Origin of the sequence: Streptomyces dysideae, assembly GCF_001514305.1 — a bacterium.
GTDB classification, from domain to species: Bacteria; Actinomycetota; Actinomycetes; order Streptomycetales; family Streptomycetaceae; genus Streptomyces; species Streptomyces dysideae.
On sequence record NZ_KQ949081.1, the window covers coordinates 230,164 to 250,530 of the forward strand.

Here is a 20,367-nt window from a genome sequence, read left to right on the forward strand (position 1 = left end):
CCCCCTAAACGGGAAAGCGGCGGTCGACCCACTTCCATCCGACCTCCAGGGCGACCGCCGCCACCACCGAGATACCGACCGCGATCCACGGCATCGTCATCCCCACCAGCCGCAGCGCGAAGAACTCCTGCAGCCACGGCACCACCAGCACCAGCAGGAACCCGAGCCCCATCGAGACCACGAGCCCGATCCGCCACCAGGTGTAGGGCCGGGCGATGATCGCCAGGACCCACATCGAGATCAGGAACAGCGTGAGCGTCGCGACGCTGGTCTCCGCGTCCAACGCGCCCTCACCCGTGTAGTAGTGACGGGCGATCAGGTATGTCACGAAGGTCGCTGCGCCGGCCAGCAGGCCGCCCGGGATCGAGTACCGCATCACCCGCCGTACGAAGTGGGGTTTCGCGCGTTCCTTGTTGGGCGCGAGGGCGAGGAAGAACGCCGGGACACCGATGGTGAGGGTGGAGAGCAGGGTCAGGTGGCGGGGCAGGAACGGGTACTCGACCTGCCAGCACACCACCAGCAGCGCCAGCAGCACCGAGTAGACGGTCTTCACCAGGAACAGCGTCGCCACCCGCGTGATGTTGCCGATGACCCGTCGGCCCTCCGCGACCACCGAGGGCAGGGTCGCGAAGCTGTTGTTGAGCAGCACGATCTGCGCGACCGCCCGGGTCGCCTCCGACCCCGAGCCCATCGCCACGCCGATGTCCGCGTCCTTGAGGGCCAGGACGTCGTTCACACCGTCGCCGGTCATGGCGACGGTGTGCCCGTGGGACTGCAGCGCGCCCACCATGTCCCGCTTCTGCTTCGGGGTGACCCGCCCGAAGATCGTGCCCTCGTCGAGGGCGTCCGCCATGCCGTCCTTGTCGCGGGGCATCCGGCGCGCGTCGACCGTGCTGCCGCTCAGCCCGAGCTTGGTCGCCACCGCGCCCACGGACACCGCGTTGTCGCCGGAGATCACCTTGGCGCGGACGTTCTGCTCGGCGAAGTAGCGCAGGGTGTCGGCGGCGTCGGGCCGCAGCCGCTGCTCCAGTACGACGAGGGCGGCGGGCTTGGCGCCGTCGGCGACACCGGGGTCGTCGAGGTCGCGTCCGGCACGGGCGAGGAGGAGGACGCGCAGGCCCTGTTCGTTGAGGCGGTCGGTCTCGGCGAGGGAGGGGTCGTCCGAGGCGAGGAGGACATCGGGGGCGCCCAGCAGCCACGTACTGGCCTCGCCGTCGCCCTCGCTGAAGGAGGCGCCGCTGTACTTGCGGGCGGAGGAGAACGGGAGGGACTCGGTGCAGCGCCAGTCCTCGGCGTCCGGGCAGGCGTCGATGATGGCCTGGAGGGAGGCGTTCGGCCGGGGATCGGACTCGCCGAGGGCGCCGAGGACCTTACGGACGTACGCCTCGTCGCTGCCGTTCAGCGGGCGCAGTTCGGTGATGTCCATGCCGCCCTCGGTGAGGGTGCCGGTCTTGTCGAGGCAGACCGTGTCGACGCGGGCGAGGCCCTCGATGGCGGGGAGTTCCTGCACCAGGCACTGCTGGCGGCCGAGCCGGATGACGCCGATGGCGAAGGCGACCGAGGTGAGGAGGACCAGGCCCTCCGGGACCATGGGGACGATGCCGCCGACGGTGCGGGCGACGGAGTCGTCGAGGTCGTTGCTCTTGACGAAGAGCTGGGTGGCGACCAGGCCGATCGCGGCCGGGATCATCATCCACGTCACGTACTTGAGGATCGTGGAGATGCCCGTGCGCAGCTCGGAGTGGACGAGCGTGAACCGGGAGGCCTCCTCGGCGAGCTGGGCGGCGTAGGCCTCGCGGCCGACCTTGGTGGCCTGGAAGGCGCCGCCGCCGGCCACGACGAAGCTGCCGGAGAGGATCTGGTCCCCGGCGCGTTTGACGACGGGGTCGGCCTCGCCGGTGAGCAGTGACTCGTCGATCTCCAGACCGTCGGCCTCGGCGCACACCCCGTCGACGACGGCCTTGTCGCCGGGCCCGATCTCGATCAGGTCGTCCAGCACGATCTCGGAGGTACTGACCTCGGCGGCGACCCCGTCCCGCCGTACGGTGGGACGCGCCTCCCCGATCACCGCCAGCGAATCCAGGGTCTTCTTCGCCCGCCACTCCTGGATGATGCCGATGCCGGTGTTGGCGAGGATCACGAACCCGAACAAGCTGTCCTGGATCGGCGCGACGGCCAGCATGATCAGCCAGAGCACGCCGATGATCGCGTTGAACCGGGTGAAGACGTTGGCGCGGACGATCTCGGTCATCGACCGGCTGCTGCGCACCGGTACGTCGTTGACCTGCCCCCGCGTGACCCGCTCGGCCACCTCGGCGGCGGTCAGCCCGCCCACGGCCGTCGCCGGCGCGGGCAGGGGGTGGGGATGGGGGTGCACAGGATCGAGTTCGGCGCCCGCGTCGAGGTGCGTCATGCATTCGACGGTACGTGCGGATTTACGGCTTCACCCGCCGAGTGCGCGGAAGATCCGACTTGAGGAGGAGGGGCGTGGGGTGATGTGGTGCCGTGGTTGTACGGGGATCCCCTTAGCCGGGAGCAGCCGTCCTGGTGCCCACCCTTTACTCCGCAGCGGGCGCCCTCGTGCTCTCTTCGGCCGATTCCGCCTCGGCCGCCGCCGCTCGCTTGATCGCCGCGTCCCGCTTCCGCACGTACCAGATGCCGATCAGGCCGAGGCCGCCTCCGGCCAGGCAGGTCCACACCCACCAGGTGCGGTCGTGGTCGTCGAACCAGCCGTAGAAGGGGAGCTGGACCAGGAAGAGGACGAACCAGATGATCGTGCCGCCGGTGATGGTGGCGACGACGGGGCCCTCAAGGGGCTCGGGCGCCTCGTGCTTCGGGGTCCATTTGGCCATGGGCACAGCTTACGAGGCGACCGGGTCTACGCGCGAAGATCGCCGATCCCGCGGCACCGCTTCTCTTCGTGAGCCAGGAATCCCCTGCTTCGGCTGGGGGTTCAAGTAAGGCCGTGGAACTTCTCGGTCTCCTCGACGGCGGCCTGGAAGCGTTCGTCGAAGTCGTCGCGGATGAGCGTCCGGATCACGTAGTCCTGGACGCTCATTCCCCTTTTGGCCGCATGGTCCCGGAGCCGCTCGAGCAGCTCCCCGTCTATCCGCAGGCTGAGCACGCTGGTCCCCATGTCCACGAGGGTCACCTCACGGGACCGCATCGCGTGTCACTTTCCGCGATTGGCTCACTCGTACGAGTGACGAGTGGGTTCGGCGGCGGGGTCACGGGCATTTTTGCGCGGCACGGGTGGTCTTTAGGGAGAGTAATGAGTTACTCTAAAGAACATGCCGGACCTTACGCATGGCGACGACGTTGCCGCCGTGAACTCCCTGCGCTCCGCTGTGATGCGGTTGTCCCGTCGACTCAAGCACCAGCGGGTCGACGAGTCACTGAGCCCCACCGAGATGTCGGTGCTGGGCACCCTCTCCCTCTGCGGCAAGGCCACCCCGGGTGAGCTCGCCCGCAAGGAACACGTACAGCCGCCGTCGATGACCCGCATCGTCGCGCTGCTGGAGGCCAAGGGCCTGGTCCGGCTGGAGCCGCACCCCGAGGACCGGCGCCAGAAGGTCGTCACGAAGACCGAGCAGGCCGAGGCGATGCTCGAAGAGAGCCGCCGCAAGCGCAACGCCTTCCTGGCCGGCCTGATCGACGGCCTCGACGAGGACGAGTGGGCGAAACTCCGCGCCGCCGCCCCCGTGCTGGAGAAGCTCGCACACCTGTAAGCCATTCCCGAGGAGGCGAACCCTGTTGAGTACGGGACCCGGAGCAGACTCCGCCCCCGCACCAGCCACCCCCGACTCCCAGCCCACCCCCAAGCCCGCCAAGTCCTCGATGTTCAGCTCGCTGAAGGTCCGGAACTACCGCCTGTTCTTCATGGGACAGGTCGTCTCCAACACCGGCACCTGGATGCAGCGCATCGCCCAGGACTGGCTGGTCCTCACCCTCACCGGCTCCTCGGCCGCCGTCGGTATCACGACAGCCCTGCAGTTCCTGCCGATGCTGCTCTTCGGCCTCTACGGCGGCGTCCTCGTCGACCGTCTGCCCAAGCGCCGTACGCTCCTCGTCACCCAGATGTCGATGGGCGTCACCGGCCTCGCGCTCGCCGTCCTCACCCTCACCGGCCAGGTCGAGATCTGGCACGTCTACGTCGCCGCCTTCGCCATGGGACTCGCCACGGTCGTCGACAACCCGGCCCGCCAGTCCTTCGTCAGCGAGATGGTCGGCCCGGACCAACTGCAGAACGCGGTCAGTCTCAACTCCGCCAACTTCCAGTCCGCCCGGCTCATCGGCCCCGCCGTCGCCGGCCTCATGATCACCGGCGTCGGCACCGGCTGGGCGTTCCTCTTCAACGGCCTGTCCTTCGTCGCACCCATCACCGGACTGCTCCTGATGCGGGCGCGCGAGCTGCACGCCGTCGAGCGCGCCCCGAAGAGCAAGGGCCAGCTGCGCGAGGGCCTGCGCTATGTCGCGGGGCGCCCCGACCTGATCTGGCCGATCGTCCTGGTCGGCTTCGTCGGCACCTTCGCCTTCAACTTCCCGGTGTACCTGTCGGCCTTCGCGGACGACGTCTTCCACGCGGGCGCCGGTTCCTACAGCCTCTTCAACACACTGATGGCCGTCGGCTCGGTGACCGGCGCCCTGCTCGCCGCCCGGCGCGGTACGGCGCGGCTGCGGGTGCTGAGTGCGGCGGCGGTGATCTTCGGCACGATAGAGATCGTGGCCGCCGTGACCCCGTCGCTGTGGATGTTCTCCCTGCTGATGATCCCGCTGGGCCTGTTCGGCATGACGGTCAACGTCACCGCGAACACCACCATCCAGATGTCCACCGATCCGGCCATGCGGGGCCGGGTGATGGCCCTGTACATGATGGTGTTCCTGGGCGGCTCCCCGGTCGGCGCACCGATCGTCGGCTGGATCACCGACGCTTATGGCGCGCGGGTCGGGCTTGCGGTGGGCGGTGCGATCGCGGCCATGGCCGCGGCCGTCATCGGCGTGATCCTGGCCCGGGTGGGTGGACTGCGGTTGTCGGTGGGGTGGAACGGCGGGCATCCGCGGGTTCGCTTCGTGCCGCGTGAGGGGGAGCGGCGGGAGGAGCGGCTGGCGACGGTGGGGTGAGTCCCCCACCGGAGGCTGGAGGCTGGGATGCCGGAGGCCTCTGGAGGTCTCTGGAGGTCTCTGGAGGTCTCGGAGGGGGATTTACACCCTCCGGGCCAGGACCCGTCCCGGCCAGCCGTCCTTCCCCGTGTAGGCCTCGGTACGGGTGAAGCCGTTGCTCTCGTAGTAGCGGACGAGCTTGCCGTCGTCGCCGGCGTAGCAGTCGACGCGCAGCAGGGATACCCCCGCGCGCCTGGTCTCCTCGGCGGCGTGCGCGAGCAGGGCGCTGCCCAGGCCGTGGCCCTTGAAGCGGCGGTCGGAGGCGAGCCAGTGGATGTACCGCTCGGGCTCGCCGGGCGGCGCGAGCTGGGACAGGTAGGCGCCGGGTGAGTCGGTGAGGGTGAGGGTGGCGGCCGGCACACCGTCGGCCTCGGCGATGTACACGTCGCCCTCGTCCATGTACCCGGCGACCGACTCCACCGTCTTCTGGTGCTCCGACAGGGGCTTCGTCCCCCACTGACCGGTGCGGCCCTGCGCGACGAGCCACTCCACGCAGCTGTCGAGCATGCTGAGTATCACGGGGATGTCGTCGGGGCCGCCTTCTCTGATGGTGATCTTCATGGAGGCAGCCTAGGTGAACCGTTCCCTGGAAGGGTGACGCCCATGAGACTCTTCACAGCCGTGCTGCCTCCCGGCGACGTGAGCCGTGAACTCGCCGTCGAAGTGGCGAAGTTGAAGACGCTACCGCGCGCGGACGGCCTCCGCTGGACGGGCCGCCCCGGCTGGCACTTCACCCTCGCGTTCTACGGCGAGGTCGACGACGATCTCGTACCGGAACTGTCGGCGAGGCTGGAGCGGGCCGCGCACCGTACGCCGCCGTTCCCGCTGGCGTTGCGCGGCGGCGGCCAGTTCGGGCACGGGCGGGCCCTGTGGGTGGGCGCGGACGGGGATCTGCCGACCCTGGGTCTGCTGGCCGACCGCAGTGAGGCGGCGGCGCGGAAGGCGGGCGTGGCGATGGGGGAGCACCGGCGGTACAAGGCCCACCTGACGGTGGCGCGGAGCCGGGAGGCGGTCGGTGTACGGGAGTATCTGGCCGCCCTCGACGTCTTCACGAGCCGTACGTGGACGGTGGACGAGCTGGTGCTGGTGCGCAGCAATCTGCCGGTGTCCGGGGTGCCGGGGGAGCAGCCGCGGTACGAGACGGTCGGGCGGTGGCCGCTGGGCGCGGGGTGAGCCGCTGGGAGGGGCGCGGGGTTGGGCGCTGGGTGGGGCCTGAACGGGACTGGGGCGGGCCGGTTAGGCTCGGGGCGTGGACCCGAAAACCCGGAACCGGATCATGGCCGGTGCGCTTGTGCTGATGTTCGTCGTGGTGGCGTTGGCGGCGGCGGTCGGCAGGTGAGGTGAGCTGAGCGGGCGCGGCTCGGTCAGGCGCCGCCGGACACCCCGTCCGGATCGAGCCGGCGGCGCAGTGCCGCCAGCCGGGCACGGGCCGTGGCGCCGAACGCCTCCGACAGCCGGGCCCGGTCGTCCCGGTCGAGGAAGTTGACGTACACCCCGTCCTGGTACGGCGCGAGGGCGGCGACGTAGTCCCGCGCCCAGGCCCGCTCGACCGCGCCGAGGGAGTCGTCCTGCCGGGGCGGCCAGACCGCGTTGACGTTGAGGTGGTGGGGCACGGCCCGGTGGGCGAAGGCGGTGGCGGCGGGGTCGGTCTCGGCGACCGCGCCGCCGAGGTGGAAGAGGATCGCGTAGCTGCGCGGGGAACGGGCCCGGGCGGCGTGTTCGGTCAGGGTGTCGATCACGTCGTCGTCCAGCTCGCGCAGGCCGGTCGACTTCCAGTAATAGTGCCGGCCGGCCGGGACGACCGTGTCGGTCATCGACTGCAGCGCGGTGTAGGGGCGCAGGCGGACCAGATCCAGCAGGGGGCGGCCGAGGGCGCGCAGCGGGGCCAGCAGCCGCTCCGCCGTGTCCCCCTCCGCCAGTGCCAGCATGGTGATCATGCACACCGGGCGGCCGTGCGTCTCGACCGGCAGGAAGGGGGCGGCGGGCGCGCGGCGCAGCGTCACCACGGTGGCCACCTCGGGCGGTGCGGAAGCGGCGTGGTCCCGGTAGGCGCGCAGGACGGCGGGGGCGTCTTCGAGCGGCCAGAGGACCGTACAGTCACGTTGCCGGGTGTCGTGTCGGACGGATCGCCGAAGACCGGGTCCGCGTGGACGATGACGCCGGTCGGCAGGATGAGGGAACGAGAGTCACGAACGTCGATCTCCTCTTCGAAGATCGTCCGTGACCTCGTCCCGACCCACACCTGAGCCACCGCCAAACAGGTGAATCGGTTGGTCCCACGGCGTCACCAGGCGAAGGCCTCCGGCGACGGCCCCGGGCCCGGGAAGATCTCGTCCAGGCCGGTCAACAGGTCCTCGCTGAGCTCCAGTTCCATGGCGCGCAGCGCGGAGTCGAGCTGTTCGGCGGTGCGCGGGCCGACGATCGGGCCGGTCACGCCGGGGCGGGTGAGCAGCCAGGCCAGGGCGGCCTCGCCGGGCTCGATGCCGTGCTTGTCGAGCAGGCCTCGTACGCCTGGATCTGGGCGCGTGCGGTGGGGTCGGCGAGCGTGTCGGAGGCGCGTGAGAGCGGAGCATCGGGTTCAAGGTGCTCACGGGTGCACCGGCCAACATCGACCCCGGCGCGGCCGATGGCCGTCTCATGCTCCAGGTGGTGGGAGCCATGGCGGAGTTCGAGCGCAGCGTCATCATGGAGCGCACCCGCGCCGGACTCGACGCAGCCGAGGCGCAGGGGCACACCGGCGGGCGGCCGTCCGTCGTGAACGAGGACGTGCTGACCGTGGCCCGTGCGAGGAAGGCGAAGGGAGAGAGCGTCAGTGCTATCGCCAAGGCTCTGGGCGTCTCCCGGGCCACGCTGTACCGGCACCTCGGAGACGACTCCTGACGGCGGAACCTGATGCCCTTGCCTGGAGCGGACTCGAAGCAGTTGGCTTGTGGCCCATGAAGTACACCCAGCTCGGACGCACCGGACTCAAGGTCAGCCGACTCGTTCTCGGCACGATGAACTTCGGTCCGCAGACAGACGAATCAACCAGCCACGGCATCATGGATGCCGCTCTCGACGCGGGTCTGAATTTTCTGGATACGGCCAACGTCTATGGGTGGGGTGAGAACAAGGGCCGCACCGAGGAGATCATCGGTACTTGGTTCGCCCAGGATGGCGGGCGGCGCGACAAGGTCGTCCTCGCCACCAAGGTGTACGGGAACATGGCGGGCGACGGGGACGTCTGGCCTAACCACGACAAGCTCTCCGCGGTGAACATCCGACGGGCCGTCGACGCCTCCCTCAAGCGGCTGCAGACCGACTACATCGACATCTACCAGTTCCATCACATCGACCGGTCGACGCCGTTCGAGGAGATCTGGCAGGCGATCGACGTCCTGGTTCAGCAGGGCAAGATCCTCTACGTCGGCTCCTCCAACTTCCCCGGCTACAAGATCGCCCAGGCCAACGAGACCGCCGCCCGGCACGGCCGCATGGGCCTGGTCAGCGAGCAGTGCCTCTACAACCTTGCTGAGCGCCGCGCCGAGATGGAGGTCATCCCGGCCGCGCAGGACTATGGCCTCGGTGTCATCCCCTGGTCTCCGCTGCACGGAGGACTGCTCGGCGGCGTCCTCAAGAAGGAGGCCACACAGGGGCGCCGGGCGAGCGGCCGCGCTGCCGACGCGCTCAAGGACACCAAGACACGCGAGCAGATCCAGGCGTACGAGAACCTCCTCGACAAGCACGGCCTGGAGCCCGGTGAAGCGGCGCTCGCCTGGCTGCTGACCCGCCCCGGCGTCACCGGCCCGATCGTCGGCCCTCGCACGCAGGAGCAGCTGGACTCGGCGCTGCGCGCCCTGCAGTTGGAACTGAGCGAGGAACTGCTGACGTCTCTGGACGAGATCTTCCCCGGTCCCGGACCGTCTCCCGAAGCCTTCGCATGGTGAGGTAGCGGGTCTGTGAGGGGGCCGTCGCCTTCTGCTTGCGTTCGATGCGAGTTGGAGGCGGCGGCTTCGTCGTTTCCACTCGGGGTCCGCAGGAGCGGTGAGCATCAGCGATGCGCTGCTGTGCAACCTGGCGTCAAAATCCTTGAGCCCCGTGCGTCCGAGCTGCGTGTACTTCATGACTCCCTAGCCAGCGGCGTGGAGTGCGCTCTGGGCAAGCGACTTGAGCCTTGACACTAACTACTGGTAAGTGCTGTGCTGTGGTTAGTGCTAGCTTGAACTTTCAATATCCATGGAACGTCTGGAGAGAGTGCATCGTGACCCCCACCGCGTATGGCCGTAGGGCCCTTGTCGCGCTTGCGGCTTCTGTTGTTCTGGCGGGTGCGGCCGGCGTGCCCGCTGCTTCTGCGGCGCCGGTTTCCCAGGTTTCCCACGCCGGGTCCGGGTTCGGGTTCGGTTTCGGGTACGGCGACTCCGCTCGCCTCGCGTACCAGAAGCGCGTCGTCACCCGCGTCCTCAAGGGCGTGTTCGAGGAGGGCGACGCCGAGGTCGTCGACCGCTATGTGCGTCCCGACTACATCCAGCACAACCCTGTCGCGCCGGACGGGGCGGAGACCCTGAAGAACCTGGGCGCCGCGCTCGCCCGGCAGTTCCCGGACGCCAGGTACGACATCAAGCGGGTCATCTCCGAGGGCGACCTCGTGCTGGTCCACTCCAACGTCGTCATGACGCCGGGCACGCGGGGCTCCGCGGTCTTCGACATCTTCCGCTTCCAGGGCGGGAAGATCGCCGAGCACTGGGATGTCGGGCAGAACGTGCCGGAGACGTCCGTCAACGGCAACGACATGTTCTCGACGGAGAGTTGGCCGCGGACGGAGGCGCCGGGGCCGCGGTGGCAGACCGCGTACAACAAGCGGCTCGTCACGGCGTACGTCGACCAGCTCCTGGTGAAGAAGGACCTGGCCGCCGTCGACAAGTACGTCGGCCCCGAGTACCACCAGCACAACCCGACCATCGCCGACGGGGTTGAGGGTGTTAAGGCCGGGCTGGGGGCGTACTTCGAGGCGTTCCCGAAGCTGACGGTCACGCCCAAGCGGATCGTTGCGGAGGGGGACCTGGTGGCCGTGCACAGTCACTATGTGAATGCGCCGGGAGAGCGGGGTACGGCGATTGTCGACCTGTTCCGGGTGCGGGGCGGGAAGATCGTCGAGCACTGGGATGTGTTGCAGGACGTGCCGGAGACTTCGGCGAACGACAACACGATGTTCTAGAGGCCGAGTTCTGGGACGCACTCGCCGCCCCCGCTCCGCACGGCTGAGAAGCGAGCGAGCGGCCCGGAAGGCGGGCGGCCGAGGCAACTTGGCGGCAGCCTCACTCATCGTGTGGGCAGGGGTAATTGGAGGATTTGTGTCAGGGCGGGAGCGGAAGGGCCCTGGTGGGGAGGGACGGTGGTGAAACAAATCCTCCAATTACTGCTCGTGGCCCCCGCTCAGGCCGGGGGGCTTGGGTGCAAGGTGGCGAACGAGGCGTGGGCGCGGGTGCCGTCCGGCAGGGCCCAGGCGCCGGTGACGTGGCCGATTGCTTCCTGGGGAGGGAGGAGGGGAGTGGTGGGGCGTAGTACCCGGTGGAGGCGGATGGTGCCGCCGTTCTGCGTCAGGAGCTCCGTGGCGTCCTGGGTGTCGGTGGCTGAGGTGTCTGAGGCCACGGCAGTGGATCCCGCACCGGCGTAGGCGCGGGTGACCTCCTCGTCGGGCGTGTCGGTGAGGCTCTGGGCCTGGGCCTGGGTGTGGCCCTCGATCAGGGCGAGCAACTGGGTGAGGAGGATCGGGTCGTGGCAGCCGTCGTAGGCCCAGCGCTTGCCCAGTACGCCGTGCTCCATCGTGCCGAGGAGGGCGTGCTCCGCGTCGGGGAGCGGGGCGCCGCGGTAGGTGAGCGGTACCAGGTAGGCGGGCGGGTGAGGGGTGGTGTCGTCGTCGGTGACCACCATGAACTCGATGCCGACCTCGCCCTCGGGGTCGTCCAGCCGGAAGCCGCCTGCCTTGGCCAACTGAGGGGCGCCCGCGGCGCGTTCGTACCAGGGGCGGGAGGGCAGCCAGGAAGTGAGCAGTTCCAGCTTGGTCGGCTTGACGGTGGTGTGGTGGATGACGGCCATGTGCGCGGGGTCTCCTCCGTCGGGCGGCGAATGGACCTGATCCAGCCCTCCCAGCCTCTCAGAAGCCTTGCCCTGAGAGGCTGGGAGGGCGTCGTCCGGGTCAGGCGGGCTGCTTCACGCAGGTGCCGACCACGTAGCCGGTGACGCCGTGCTTCGTGACCTTGACCCAACGGGTGCTGGTGATACCGCACTTGGTGTACGAGCCGCCGTAGTACATCTGGCAGGGCGACGGCGCGGTCTCCCCCTTGTTGAGCTGGGCGAGGGCCGTGCCGTTGAGGCTCGTCCGGTCACGTATCACCACGGTCTCGAGGGCCAGTGCCGTGCAGCTCGCCGCGGACGCGTTCGTCTGGGCGATGGCGGGGGTACCGGCGATGAGCGCGGTCCCGACCAGGGCGGCGGACATCATGGACGCAGCGAGGATCCGGCGTGCGTGCATATCTGAGACTCCCCTGTTTTGATTGACGCGGGCATGTCGCCCGTGGTGGTCAGGGGCAGCCTAGATCCTTCCGCCGGTTGCTTCGCGGCGCCGGGCGGGGTCAGTCGCGGGGGAACTTGTCGGTCTTGAGGGTGAGGTCGAGCACGGTGTCGGTGAGGTTGATGTCGCCGCCGAAGTCGACCTTTGCCTCGAAGGTGTAGTCGCCGTTCTTGGGCTGGGTATAGACACGGCACTTGCCCTGGTAGGGGTCGGCGATGAGGTATACGGGGACTTCCGCGACCGCGTACGCGGTTTTCTTGGGGCCGTAGTCGTTGGCAGCCGTGCCCTGGGAGATGACCTCGGCGATGAACTCGACGTCCTCATGGCGCCAGCGGCCTTCGTCGTCCTTGGTGGCAGACGCGCTGAGCATGGCCACGTCCGGGCAGAAGCCGTTCTGGTGGCCGGGGAAGTCGATGCGTACGTCCGAGAAGACCTTGACGTCCATCCCGAACCTGTCCTCGACGACCCGTACGATCCGGCGAATGATCTCCCAGTGGGTATCGCGCTGCGGCGTCATATGGACATTGCCCCCGACGATCTCGACCTTGATCCCTTCGGGGACGGGCATCCGCTCAAGTAGCTCGAACCACTCGTCCAAGCGCTTGGTATTGGCGTCGGCCATGGCGATCCTGTCGTCTACGACGGTCATCGTGGCGCTCCTCCCCGGCTGCCCCTCGGACCAGTGCAGCCGCGCAGTACAACGATACGCACGGTGACCAGGGCACTGAGAGGAAAGCCACATGCCAGCCCCCACCCGCCACCCCTCGTCGCCCTCATCCGGCGCGTCCTCGGCATCTACTTCCAGGGCTCCGCCACCCTCGGCGGCCTGCGCCCCCACAGCGACGTCGACATCCTGGTCGTCGTACGCCGGCCGACGACGGACGATGAACGCCGGTTGCTGGTACGGGAGTTGATGAGGGTTTCCGGCGGCGACGGTAACCGGCCCGTCGAGCTGATCGTCGTGGTCCAGCCGGACATCCGCCCCTGGCGCTACCCGCCCACCTGCGACTTTCTCTACGCGAGTGGCTACGGGGTGAGTACGAGCGCGGCCACATCCCCTCCCCCGAGCCCGCCCCCGACCTCGCCCCCCTCCTCACCATGACCCTGAACGGGGACGCACCCCTCTACGGCCCCCCGCCCGCCGACCTCCTCGACCCCGTCCCCCACGAGGACCTCCGCAGTGCCATCGTCACCGGCGTACCGCAGCTCCTCGACGAGCTGGACCGGGACACCCGTAACGTCCTGCTCACCCTCGCCCGCGTCTGGTCCACCCTCGTCACCGGCGCCATCCGGTCGAAGGACGCCGCCGTGGACTGGGCGAGCGAGCGGCTCCCGACCGAGTACCGGCCCGTACTCGCGCACGCCCGTGCCGTCTGTTCCGGGGAGGAGGCCGAGGACTGGAGCCAACTGCGGGCCCTCGTACGCCCCTGCGCCGACTTCCTCGTAGCGGCGATCAGGGATCAGGCCTCGTAGGGCTCCCCGACATCCCACGCCTGGTACATCGCGTCGGCGAAGGCGCCCGCGATCTTGTGCTCGCCGCTCGCGTTGGGATGCGTCCCGTCGTACGTGTCGTGGTGGATGTCGTACGCGGACGGCGGCGACGCCAGCAGCAGCGGTGAGCGCGGCTCGTCCAGGTCGGCGACCGCCTTCGCCAGCAGCTCGTTGAAGCGGCTGACCTGCGCCGCGAACGACGCGTCCGACTCGGCCCGCACATTCGGGATTACCGGCAGGACGACGATGCGCACCCGCGGCCTCGCCGCCCGCGCCTCCGCCACGAACGCCCGGACGTTCTCCGCGGTCTGTTCGGCGTTCGTGTAGAAGCCCAGGTCGATCAGGCCCAGGGAGACCAGCAGCACGTCCGCCCGGTACGAGCGCACCGCTTCGCCGATCAGCGGGGCCATGTGCAGCCAGCCCTCGCCCCAGCCGGCGAGGTGGGCGCTGGGGAAGTCGGGGTCGGCGTACTCGTAGGAGGTGGGGGCCTCGGTCGCCTTGTCGTAGAGCGTCTCGCGCGGGCCGACCAGGGCGAACGGGCCGCCGTACGTCTCACGCAGGTGCTGCCACAGCCGGTAGCGCCAAGTGTGTTCGCCCGCGCTTCCGATGGTCTGGGAGTCGCCGACGGGCATGAACCTGAGCATCCGCTCATCATGGATGATCGTGGGGGCGGGCGGGGTGTGAGTCCAGCCACGCCCCGTGAAAAGTCTGGCCCGTGAAAAGGTCTGGCCCCGTGGAAGAGTCCGCGGGATGGCAGGCTGGGGGCATGCGCCGACCGTTCGCCCTTCTCGCCGGGATCCTGCTCGTGGGTGCGTTCACCGTGCCCGCCTCCGCCGCCGACGGTGACGACGGGTTCACGATCGAGGACCCGCGTATCACCGAGTCCAGCGGGCTCGCGGCCTCGCGTCAGCATCCCGGCATCTACTGGACCCACAACGACCAGGACGAGGGCGCCTACCTCTACGCCGTCGACAGCAGCACCGGCAGGACCGTCGCGACGATCACCATGACGGGCGTCGGCACACCTCGCGACATCGAGGCGATCGCCCTCGGCCCCGACAACCAGCTCTACGTCGGCGACATCGGTGACAACGATGGTGTCGTGTGGCCGTATGTGTGGGTTTACCGGTTGCCCGAGCCCAAGACGCTGAAGGATCAGGCCATCCGCTCCACGCAGTACGTCGTGAAGTACGAGGACGGGCCCCGGGACGCCGAGTCACTTGTCGTGCATCCGAAGACCGGGCGCGTCTACATCATCGACAAGCAGGAGGACGGCGGGCATCTGTACGAGCCGCCCGCCCAGCTCTCCGCCTCCGGGACCAACGTCTTCAAGCGCGCCGCCGCCGTCGACCTCTGGGCCACCGACGCCGCCTTCTCCCCGGACGGCCAACAGCTCGCCGTACGCGGCTACTTCGGCGGCATCTGGTACGACTGGAACGGCGGCGACATCAAGCGCGGCGGGCGGCTCGGCGTGCCGTTGCAGGGGCAGGGCGAGTCCGTCACGTACTCCGCCGACGGGACCCGGCTCCTGTACGGGACTGAGGGCTCGGGCAGCTCCGTGACCGCTGAAGATGTGCCTGGCGGTGACAAGTCCTCGTCCGGTGGCGGGAGTTCGGCCTCCGGCGACGACGGCGACGACGGCGACGCCGGCTCGGACGGGGGTGGCGGCAACTTCAAGGTCGGTGCCATCGCCGTTGCCGTGGCGGCGGCCGTCATGTTCGGGTTCCGGCGGTTGCTGCGCCGGAGGTGAGGTGAGGTGAGGCCTATTCGGGCTTCTCCTCCAGCGGGCGTACCTCGTAGTGCTTCGTCCCCGTCCGCATCGCCTTGTGCGTCAGCGGCACCAACACCCCTTGCAGGAACGGGTGCTTGCGCCGCAGCAGCTGCGCCGCATGCCGGTCCTCCGCGCTGCCGTGCTCCAGCAGCCGCGCCCGCGCGTGGATCTCGGGGCCGGTCGGGGCGCCGCGCGCGGTGGAGGGGGCGAGCTCCACCTCGGGGTTGTTGCGCAGGCGCTTGACCTTCCCGGCGTTGCCCGGGGAGCGGAAGTACGCGTGGTCCCCCTCGACGGCGAGGCTCACGGGGGTGCCGACGCCTGTGCCGTCCCTCTTGTGGCTGGTGAGCAGGACGGCCCACTGCTTGATGAAGGGGGTGAGCTCGGGGCTCGTATGCGGAGTACGTGGAGTGTGTGGAGTGCTCATCCCTCCATACAGGCACTGATCGACCGGCTTGTCACCCTTTGCCGCGCTCCCTGACCAGTACTTCCAGGCCGTCCAGGATCCGTTGCAGCCCGAAGTCGAAGTGGTCGAAGTCGGTGCTCCAGGTGTCCTCTGCGAGGGAGGCCAGGACGGGGTAGCGGCCCGACGTCATGACCTTCTCCAGGGTCGGGGTCTGCGCCTGCCAGAACTCCGCGTCCGTCAGGCCCGTCCGGCGCTCCGCCTCCCGCTGGTACAGCTGGGTGCGGGCGGCGCCGACGACGTAGTTGTCGATCAGGGTGATCGCCGAGACCAGCTCGGGGTCGGTCAGGCCCATCGGCTTGATCCGGGCGAGGATCTTCTCCATGCCGTCGAGGGCGCTCGGGCCCAGGATCGGGCGGGACTGGTTGATCTGGAGCAGCCAGGGGTGGCGGCGGTAGAGGGCGAGGGTCGCGTGGCCCATGGCCTCCAGGGCGGAGCGCCAGCCGCCGTCGCCGAGGTCGGCCGGGTTCTCGGAGGGGCTCTGGACGCGGTCCAGCATCAGGTCGAGCAGCTCGCCCTTGCCGGGGACGTAGCGGTACAGCGACATGGCGCCGGTGCCGAGCTCGGCGGCGACCCGGCGCATGGACACCCACTACCAGCGCCAACCCGTCAACATCGCCCGGCAGTTGGGCTTCCCGATCCTTTCGGTGCTCCTCTACGGCTATGTCCTCGGCAGTGCGATGAAGGTCCCGGGCGGCGGGAAGTACCTGGACTTCCTGATGCCGGGCATGTTCGTGATGACCATGGCGTTCGGCTTCATCAACACCGCCACGCTCGTCGTCTACGACTCCACCAAGGGCGTCATCGACCGGTTCCGCTCCATGCCGATGGCCTCGTCCGCGGTGGTCGCCGGGCGTGGGGTGACCGATCTGCTGGTCGCCTGCGCGGAGTTGACGATCATGATGCTGACGGCGTTCGCGATGGGCTGGCGCCCGGACGGCGACCTCGGCTTCCTCGCCGCCTTCGGTCTGCTGCTGTGGCTGCGGTTCGCGCTGATCTGGATCGGTGTGTGGCTCGGCCTGCTGGTTCCCAACCCGGAGGCGGCGGGCGGGCTGTTCGCGGTCGCGTTCCCGCTGACGATGATCTCCAGCATCCTCGTCGCACCGCAGCTGATGCCCGACTGGCTGGGCTGGGTGGCGGCCTGGAACCCGATCTCCTCCACCGCCGCCGCCACCCGCGACCTGTTCGGTACGCCGGGGGGTGGCGGGGACTCCTGGGTCGAGCAGCACGCGCTGCTGATGGCCGGGGTGTGGCCGGTGATCCTGACGGTGACGTTTCTGCCGTTGGCGGTGCGCCGATTCAGGAAGCTCAGCCGCTGATTCGGCTGGGGGTCTGGGGGCCCGCGGCGGAGCCGCCGATGCCACGGCCCCCAGAAGATGCAGCCTGCCGCTCGCGGTGCGCAGGTTCCAGAAGCTGAGCCGGTGACGTCAGGATGCTTGACGTGTTCACTGCGACCTGACTTCCATGGGAGGTGCGGGAGTGGGAGCGCTCCCACTCGTTCCGGGCCCGCGCCTCCCGAGAGGAAGCAGCGACATGTTCCGCAGCTTACGAAGAGCGCTGTGCGCCGCCGTGGCGGCGCTCGTGCTGCCGCTGGGGCTCGCCGCCGGTACGCAGCCGGCCCACGCGGCGGAGCCCGGCGCCGGGTACTGGCACACCAGCGGCCGCCAGATCCTGGACGCGGCCGGGCAGCCGGTCCGGATCGCCGGGATCAACTGGTTCGGTTTCGAGACCGGCAACCACGTGGTCCACGGCCTCTGGTCACGCGACTACAAGAGCATGATCGACCAGATGGAGACGCTGGGCTACAACACCATCCGCCTGCCCTTCAGTGACGACATCTTCAAGAGCGCGACCGTCCCCGACAGCATCGACTTCTCCGGCGGGAAGAACGCCGACCTGCAGGGGCTGAATTCATTGCAGGTCCTGGACAGGATCGTCGCGTACGCCGGTCAGGGCGGCCTCAAGGTCATCCTCGACCGGCATCGCCCGGACGCCGCCGGCCAGTCGGCGCTCTGGTACACGTCGGCGGTACCGGAGTCGACGTGGATCGCCAACCTGAGGGCGCTGGCGACGCGTTACGCCGGCAACTCCACGGTCGTAGGCATCGACCTGCACAACGAGCCGCACGATCCGGCCTGCTGGGGCTGCGGGGACACCGCGCGGGACTGGCGCCTGGCGGCGCAGCGGGCGGGGAACGCGGTGCTGTCCGTCAACCCCGAGCTGCTGATCTTCGTCGAGGGCGTGCAGACGTACAACGGTGTCTCGGGCTGGTGGGGCGGCAACCTGATGGGCGTCGCGGATCATCCGGTGCAGTTGGACGTCCCGAACCGGCTGGTGTACTCCGCCCACGACTACGCGACGAGCGTGGCCCAGCAGAGCTGGTTCAGTGACCCCACGTTCCCGGACAACATGCCGGGCATCTGGGACAAGTACTGGGGCTACATCTTCAAGCAGAACATCGCCCCGGTGTGGGTCGGCGAGTTCGGTACGACGCTCCAGTCCACGGTCGACCAGAAGTGGCTGGCCGCGCTGGTGACGTACCTGCGGTCCACGGACGCGTACGGCGCGGACAGCTTCCACTGGACGTTCTGGTCGTGGAACCCCAACTCCGGTGACACGGGCGGGATCCTGAAGGACGACTGGTCGACCGTGGACACGGTGAAGGACGGGTACCTGGCGAGCGTGAAGGCGCCGGGCTTTCCGGCCGGCGGGGGCGGTCCCACCGACCCGGGCGGTCCCGGCGGCACGGCAGCCTGCACCGCCGCCTACACCGTCAGCAGCGACTGGGGCGGTGGCTTCAACGCCGAGGTGAAGGTCACCAACACCGGGACGACGCCGCTCAGGTCCTGGAAGGTGACGTGGACCTGGCCCGGGTCGCAGCAGGTCACCAGTATGTGGAACGCGTCGTACACCCAGGCCGGGTCGACCGTGACCGCATCCGACGCCGGTCACAACGGGGCCGTCGCGGCGGGTGGTTCGGCGAGCTTCGGGTTCGGGGGCGCGCCTGGGGGCGGGGGTGTGCCGGCGGTGAGCTGTACGGCGACGTGACGGTGTGGTGAGACGGGGCGCCCGGTGTACTCGCCGGGCGCCCCGTCCGGCAGTCGCGGACGCTCAGCCCTTGACCGCGGAGCTGGCGACGCCCTGGACGAACCAGCGCTGGAAGAACGCGAAGACGACCAGCACGGGCAGGACCAGGAGGACACCGAAGGCGAGGATCTGGCCCCAGTCCGGCGGCAGCTGGGCCTGGAAGACGCTCATCTCCAGCGGCAGCGGTCGCACCGACGGGTCGGAGACCATCAGCACCGGCCACAGGAACGAGCCCCACTGGATGAGGAAGGTCAGGATCGCCACGGAGGCGAAGGCCGGCTTCGACATCGGGACGATGATCGCGAAGAAGGTGCGCCAGGGGCCCGCGCCGTCTATGCGGGCGGCTTCCTCGATGCTGGGTGGGATCGAGCGGAAGAAGGTGTGGAACTGGTAGACCGAGAAGGCGTTGGCGATGAACGGGAGCGCCAGGATGTAGAGGGTGTTGCGCTGGTCGTTGAACATGTAGAAGAGCGGCACGGCCACCGACTCGAACGGCACCAGCATCAGCAGCAGGACGAGGCTGAAGACGGCGTTGCGGCCGCGCCACTTCAGCCGTGACAGCCCGTACGCCGCCATGGAGTTGACGAACAGGCCACCGGTGACGACCACGAACGCCACCAGCAGTGAGACGCCCATGAAGCGCCAGAAGTAGCCGGTGCTGTCGGAGTTGAGGCTGTCCAGGACGGCCGTGTAGTTGTCGAAGGAGAGGTGGGTGGGGAGGAAGCCGGACAGGCCGTTGAGCACTTCGTCCGACGGCTTGAGGCTGCCGAGGAACAGGTAGAGGACGGGCAGCGCGAAGATGAACGCCAGCACGGACAGGACGGCGTAGTCGAGGAAGCGGCGCAGCGGCGTGCGGGTGAGGCCCGGGTTGTTCGTGCTCATGGTCAGTCCTCGTTGTCGGGCCGGACGACGCGGCGCTGGACGATGGTCAGGGCGACGACGATCAGGAAGAAGACGACGGTGATCGCGGCGGCCTGGCCGACGTTGTTCTGGTCGAAGGCGGTCGTGACGGCCTGGTACATCACGGTGCGGGCGGCGTCCTCGTTCAGGCCGCCGCCGTCGATGAGGACGTAGACCTGGTCGAAGACCCGGAAGGACAGCACCGACGTCAGCATGGCGACGAACACGAGGGTGCCGCGGATGCCGGGCAGGGTGACGTTTCGGAACTGCTGCCAGCGGCCGGCGCGGTCGAGGGAGGCGGCCTCGTAGAGCTCGCCCGGGATCTGCTGGAGGCCGGCGAGCAGGATGACCATCTGGAAGCCGACGCCCTGCCAGATGGACAGCACGATGATCGAGGCCATCGCGGTGGCGGAGTCACCGAGCCAGTCGAAGGCACCCCAGTTGCCGAAACTCACCGCGTCCAGGGCCGAGTTGAGCATGCCCTGGTCGCTGCGGGCCAGGATGAGCCGCCAGATCACGGCGACCAGCGCCATCGGGAAGACGACCGGCATGAAGAAGAGGGACCGGAACACGCCGATCGCCTTGAGCTTGCGGTTGAGCAGGATCGCCAGCCCGAGCGCGAGGCCCGTCTGCACCGGTACGACGACCACCGCGAACGTCAGGTTGTTCAGCAGGGCCCGCAGGAACGGCCCGGACAGGTCGGGGTCGGTGAACAGTCGCCGGTACTGCTCCAGGCCGAAGAAGGTGGGCTCCAGCGGGGAGCCGAGGCGGACGTTGTAGAAGGAGAGGACGACGGCATAGCCGAACGGGATGCCGACGAAGGCGATGAGCCCGACGACGGCGGGCGCGGACATGAGCAGGCCGTGCAACCAGTCGCGGTTCTTGCGCACGGAGCGCGCCGGGCGCGCGGGTTCGTCGGCGGTCACGGGTGGAGCCTGTTCCCGGGCG

20 protein-coding genes and 4 pseudogenes are annotated in these 20,367 nt (G+C 69.1%); 10 read left to right on the forward strand and 14 right to left on the reverse strand.

Going from position 1 to position 20,367, the window contains the following annotated elements; genetic code table 11:
* Positions 1-4 precede the first annotated feature (4 nt).
* The 3 genes from AQJ91_RS14570 to AQJ91_RS14580 form a co-directional block, all read right to left on the reverse strand.
* The gene (locus tag AQJ91_RS14570; RefSeq protein WP_067020842.1) at positions 5-2,413 is read right to left on the reverse strand and encodes a cation-translocating P-type ATPase; all 2,409 of its coding nucleotides are present in this window, start codon (positions 2,411-2,413) and stop codon (positions 5-7) included.
* A 145-nt stretch (positions 2,414-2,558) separates the two neighbouring features.
* Positions 2,559-2,852 (reverse strand): DUF2530 domain-containing protein, encoded by a 294-nt coding sequence (locus AQJ91_RS14575; protein WP_067020845.1) that lies wholly within the window; start codon positions 2,850-2,852, stop codon positions 2,559-2,561.
* 101 nt (positions 2,853-2,953) lie between these two features.
* A complete protein-coding gene (locus AQJ91_RS14580; RefSeq protein WP_067021114.1) occupies positions 2,954-3,136 on the reverse strand; it encodes a hypothetical protein in 183 nt (60 codons plus the stop codon).
* A 154-nt stretch (positions 3,137-3,290) separates the two neighbouring features.
* Between AQJ91_RS14580 and AQJ91_RS14585 the strand changes: the two genes are divergently transcribed.
* Entirely contained in the window at positions 3,291-3,728 is a 438-nt protein-coding gene (locus AQJ91_RS14585; RefSeq protein ID WP_067020849.1) for a MarR family winged helix-turn-helix transcriptional regulator, read from the forward strand.
* Positions 3,729-3,753: 25 nt separating this feature from the next.
* The gene (locus AQJ91_RS14590; RefSeq protein ID WP_079084911.1) at positions 3,754-5,121 is read left to right on the forward strand and encodes an MFS transporter; all 1,368 of its coding nucleotides are present in this window, start codon (positions 3,754-3,756) and stop codon (positions 5,119-5,121) included.
* A gap of 81 nt (positions 5,122-5,202) precedes the next feature.
* Here AQJ91_RS14590 and AQJ91_RS14595 read toward each other — a convergent pair whose 3' ends face one another.
* Positions 5,203-5,721 carry a GNAT family N-acetyltransferase gene (locus tag AQJ91_RS14595; protein ID WP_067020860.1) on the reverse strand — a complete coding sequence of 173 codons (519 nt, stop codon included), beginning with the start codon at positions 5,719-5,721 and terminating at the stop codon, positions 5,203-5,205.
* A 42-nt stretch (positions 5,722-5,763) separates the two neighbouring features.
* Here AQJ91_RS14595 and thpR point away from each other — a divergent pair, with 42 nt between their 5' ends.
* Positions 5,764-6,333: an RNA 2',3'-cyclic phosphodiesterase gene (gene thpR / locus AQJ91_RS14600; protein ID WP_067020861.1), complete on the forward strand. Its 570-nt coding sequence runs from the start codon at positions 5,764-5,766 to the stop codon at positions 6,331-6,333.
* A gap of 191 nt (positions 6,334-6,524) precedes the next feature.
* On the opposite strand, the gene AQJ91_RS14605 is transcribed toward thpR, so the two are convergent.
* On the reverse strand, positions 6,525-7,166 hold the full coding sequence (locus AQJ91_RS14605) for a hypothetical protein (protein WP_159054562.1): 642 nt from the start codon (positions 7,164-7,166) through the stop codon (positions 6,525-6,527).
* 278 nt (positions 7,167-7,444) lie between these two features.
* Positions 7,445-7,719: pseudogene (locus AQJ91_RS49380) on the reverse strand (aldo/keto reductase); the annotation flags it as partial.
* 12 nt (positions 7,720-7,731) lie between these two features.
* Here AQJ91_RS49380 and AQJ91_RS14610 point away from each other — a divergent pair.
* From AQJ91_RS14610 to AQJ91_RS14620, 3 genes are all read left to right on the forward strand, one after another.
* Positions 7,732-8,040, forward strand: a complete 309-nt coding sequence (locus AQJ91_RS14610; RefSeq protein WP_324618002.1) for a helix-turn-helix domain-containing protein — start codon at positions 7,732-7,734, stop codon at positions 8,038-8,040.
* Positions 8,041-8,096: 56 nt separating this feature from the next.
* Positions 8,097-9,086, forward strand: coding sequence for an aldo/keto reductase (locus AQJ91_RS14615; RefSeq protein ID WP_067020866.1), 990 nt, complete (start codon positions 8,097-8,099; stop codon positions 9,084-9,086).
* Between the two features lie 389 nt (positions 9,087-9,475).
* A complete protein-coding gene (locus AQJ91_RS14620) occupies positions 9,476-10,354 on the forward strand; it encodes a nuclear transport factor 2 family protein (protein ID WP_324618001.1) in 879 nt (292 codons plus the stop codon).
* A 218-nt stretch (positions 10,355-10,572) separates the two neighbouring features.
* On the opposite strand, the gene AQJ91_RS14625 is transcribed toward AQJ91_RS14620, so the two are convergent.
* The 3 genes from AQJ91_RS14625 to AQJ91_RS14635 form a co-directional block, all read right to left on the reverse strand.
* Positions 10,573-11,235, reverse strand: coding sequence for a maltokinase N-terminal cap-like domain-containing protein (locus tag AQJ91_RS14625; RefSeq protein ID WP_067020870.1), 663 nt, complete (start codon positions 11,233-11,235; stop codon positions 10,573-10,575).
* A 100-nt stretch (positions 11,236-11,335) separates the two neighbouring features.
* Positions 11,336-11,671 carry a hypothetical protein gene (locus AQJ91_RS14630; protein WP_067020872.1) on the reverse strand — a complete coding sequence of 112 codons (336 nt, stop codon included), beginning with the start codon at positions 11,669-11,671 and terminating at the stop codon, positions 11,336-11,338.
* 100 nt (positions 11,672-11,771) lie between these two features.
* Positions 11,772-12,359: a Uma2 family endonuclease gene (locus AQJ91_RS14635; RefSeq protein WP_067020874.1), complete on the reverse strand. Its 588-nt coding sequence runs from the start codon at positions 12,357-12,359 to the stop codon at positions 11,772-11,774.
* 126 nt (positions 12,360-12,485) lie between these two features.
* On the opposite strand from AQJ91_RS14635, the pseudogene AQJ91_RS14640 reads away from it, so the two are divergent.
* Positions 12,486-13,183 (forward strand): annotated as a pseudogene (locus AQJ91_RS14640) (aminoglycoside adenylyltransferase domain-containing protein).
* Here AQJ91_RS14640 and AQJ91_RS14645 read toward each other — a convergent pair.
* Entirely contained in the window at positions 13,171-13,845 is a 675-nt protein-coding gene (locus AQJ91_RS14645) for an SGNH/GDSL hydrolase family protein (RefSeq protein WP_067020877.1), read from the reverse strand. The pseudogene AQJ91_RS14640 and the gene AQJ91_RS14645 overlap by 13 nt on opposite strands.
* Positions 13,846-13,967: 122 nt before the next feature.
* Between AQJ91_RS14645 and AQJ91_RS14650 the strand changes: the two genes are divergently transcribed.
* Positions 13,968-14,951: a hypothetical protein gene (locus AQJ91_RS14650; RefSeq protein WP_067020880.1), complete on the forward strand. Its 984-nt coding sequence runs from the start codon at positions 13,968-13,970 to the stop codon at positions 14,949-14,951.
* Between the two features lie 13 nt (positions 14,952-14,964).
* Here AQJ91_RS14650 and AQJ91_RS14655 read toward each other — a convergent pair whose 3' ends face one another.
* Both AQJ91_RS14655 and AQJ91_RS14660 read right to left on the reverse strand, forming a co-directional pair.
* Complete coding sequence (locus tag AQJ91_RS14655) at positions 14,965-15,396, reverse strand: PPOX class F420-dependent oxidoreductase (RefSeq protein ID WP_067020883.1); 432 nt, start codon at positions 15,394-15,396, stop codon at positions 14,965-14,967.
* A gap of 31 nt (positions 15,397-15,427) precedes the next feature.
* Positions 15,428-16,021 (reverse strand): annotated as a pseudogene (locus tag AQJ91_RS14660) (TetR/AcrR family transcriptional regulator C-terminal domain-containing protein); the annotation flags it as partial.
* On the opposite strand from AQJ91_RS14660, the pseudogene AQJ91_RS14665 reads away from it, so the two are divergent.
* Positions 16,008-16,751: pseudogene (locus AQJ91_RS14665) on the forward strand (ABC transporter permease); the annotation flags it as partial. The pseudogenes AQJ91_RS14660 and AQJ91_RS14665 sit on opposite strands and share 14 nt — an antisense overlap.
* A 214-nt stretch (positions 16,752-16,965) precedes the next feature.
* Entirely contained in the window at positions 16,966-18,480 is a 1,515-nt protein-coding gene (locus AQJ91_RS14670; RefSeq protein WP_067020891.1) for a cellulase family glycosylhydrolase, read from the forward strand.
* A 63-nt stretch (positions 18,481-18,543) separates the two neighbouring features.
* On the opposite strand, the gene AQJ91_RS14675 is transcribed toward AQJ91_RS14670, so the two are convergent.
* On the reverse strand, positions 18,544-19,401 hold the full coding sequence (locus tag AQJ91_RS14675; RefSeq protein ID WP_079084912.1) for a carbohydrate ABC transporter permease: 858 nt from the start codon (positions 19,399-19,401) through the stop codon (positions 18,544-18,546).
* 2 nt (positions 19,402-19,403) lie between these two features.
* Positions 19,404-20,345 carry a carbohydrate ABC transporter permease gene (locus tag AQJ91_RS14680; protein ID WP_234382255.1) on the reverse strand — a complete coding sequence of 314 codons (942 nt, stop codon included), beginning with the start codon at positions 20,343-20,345 and terminating at the stop codon, positions 19,404-19,406.
* Positions 20,346-20,367 lie beyond the last annotated feature (22 nt).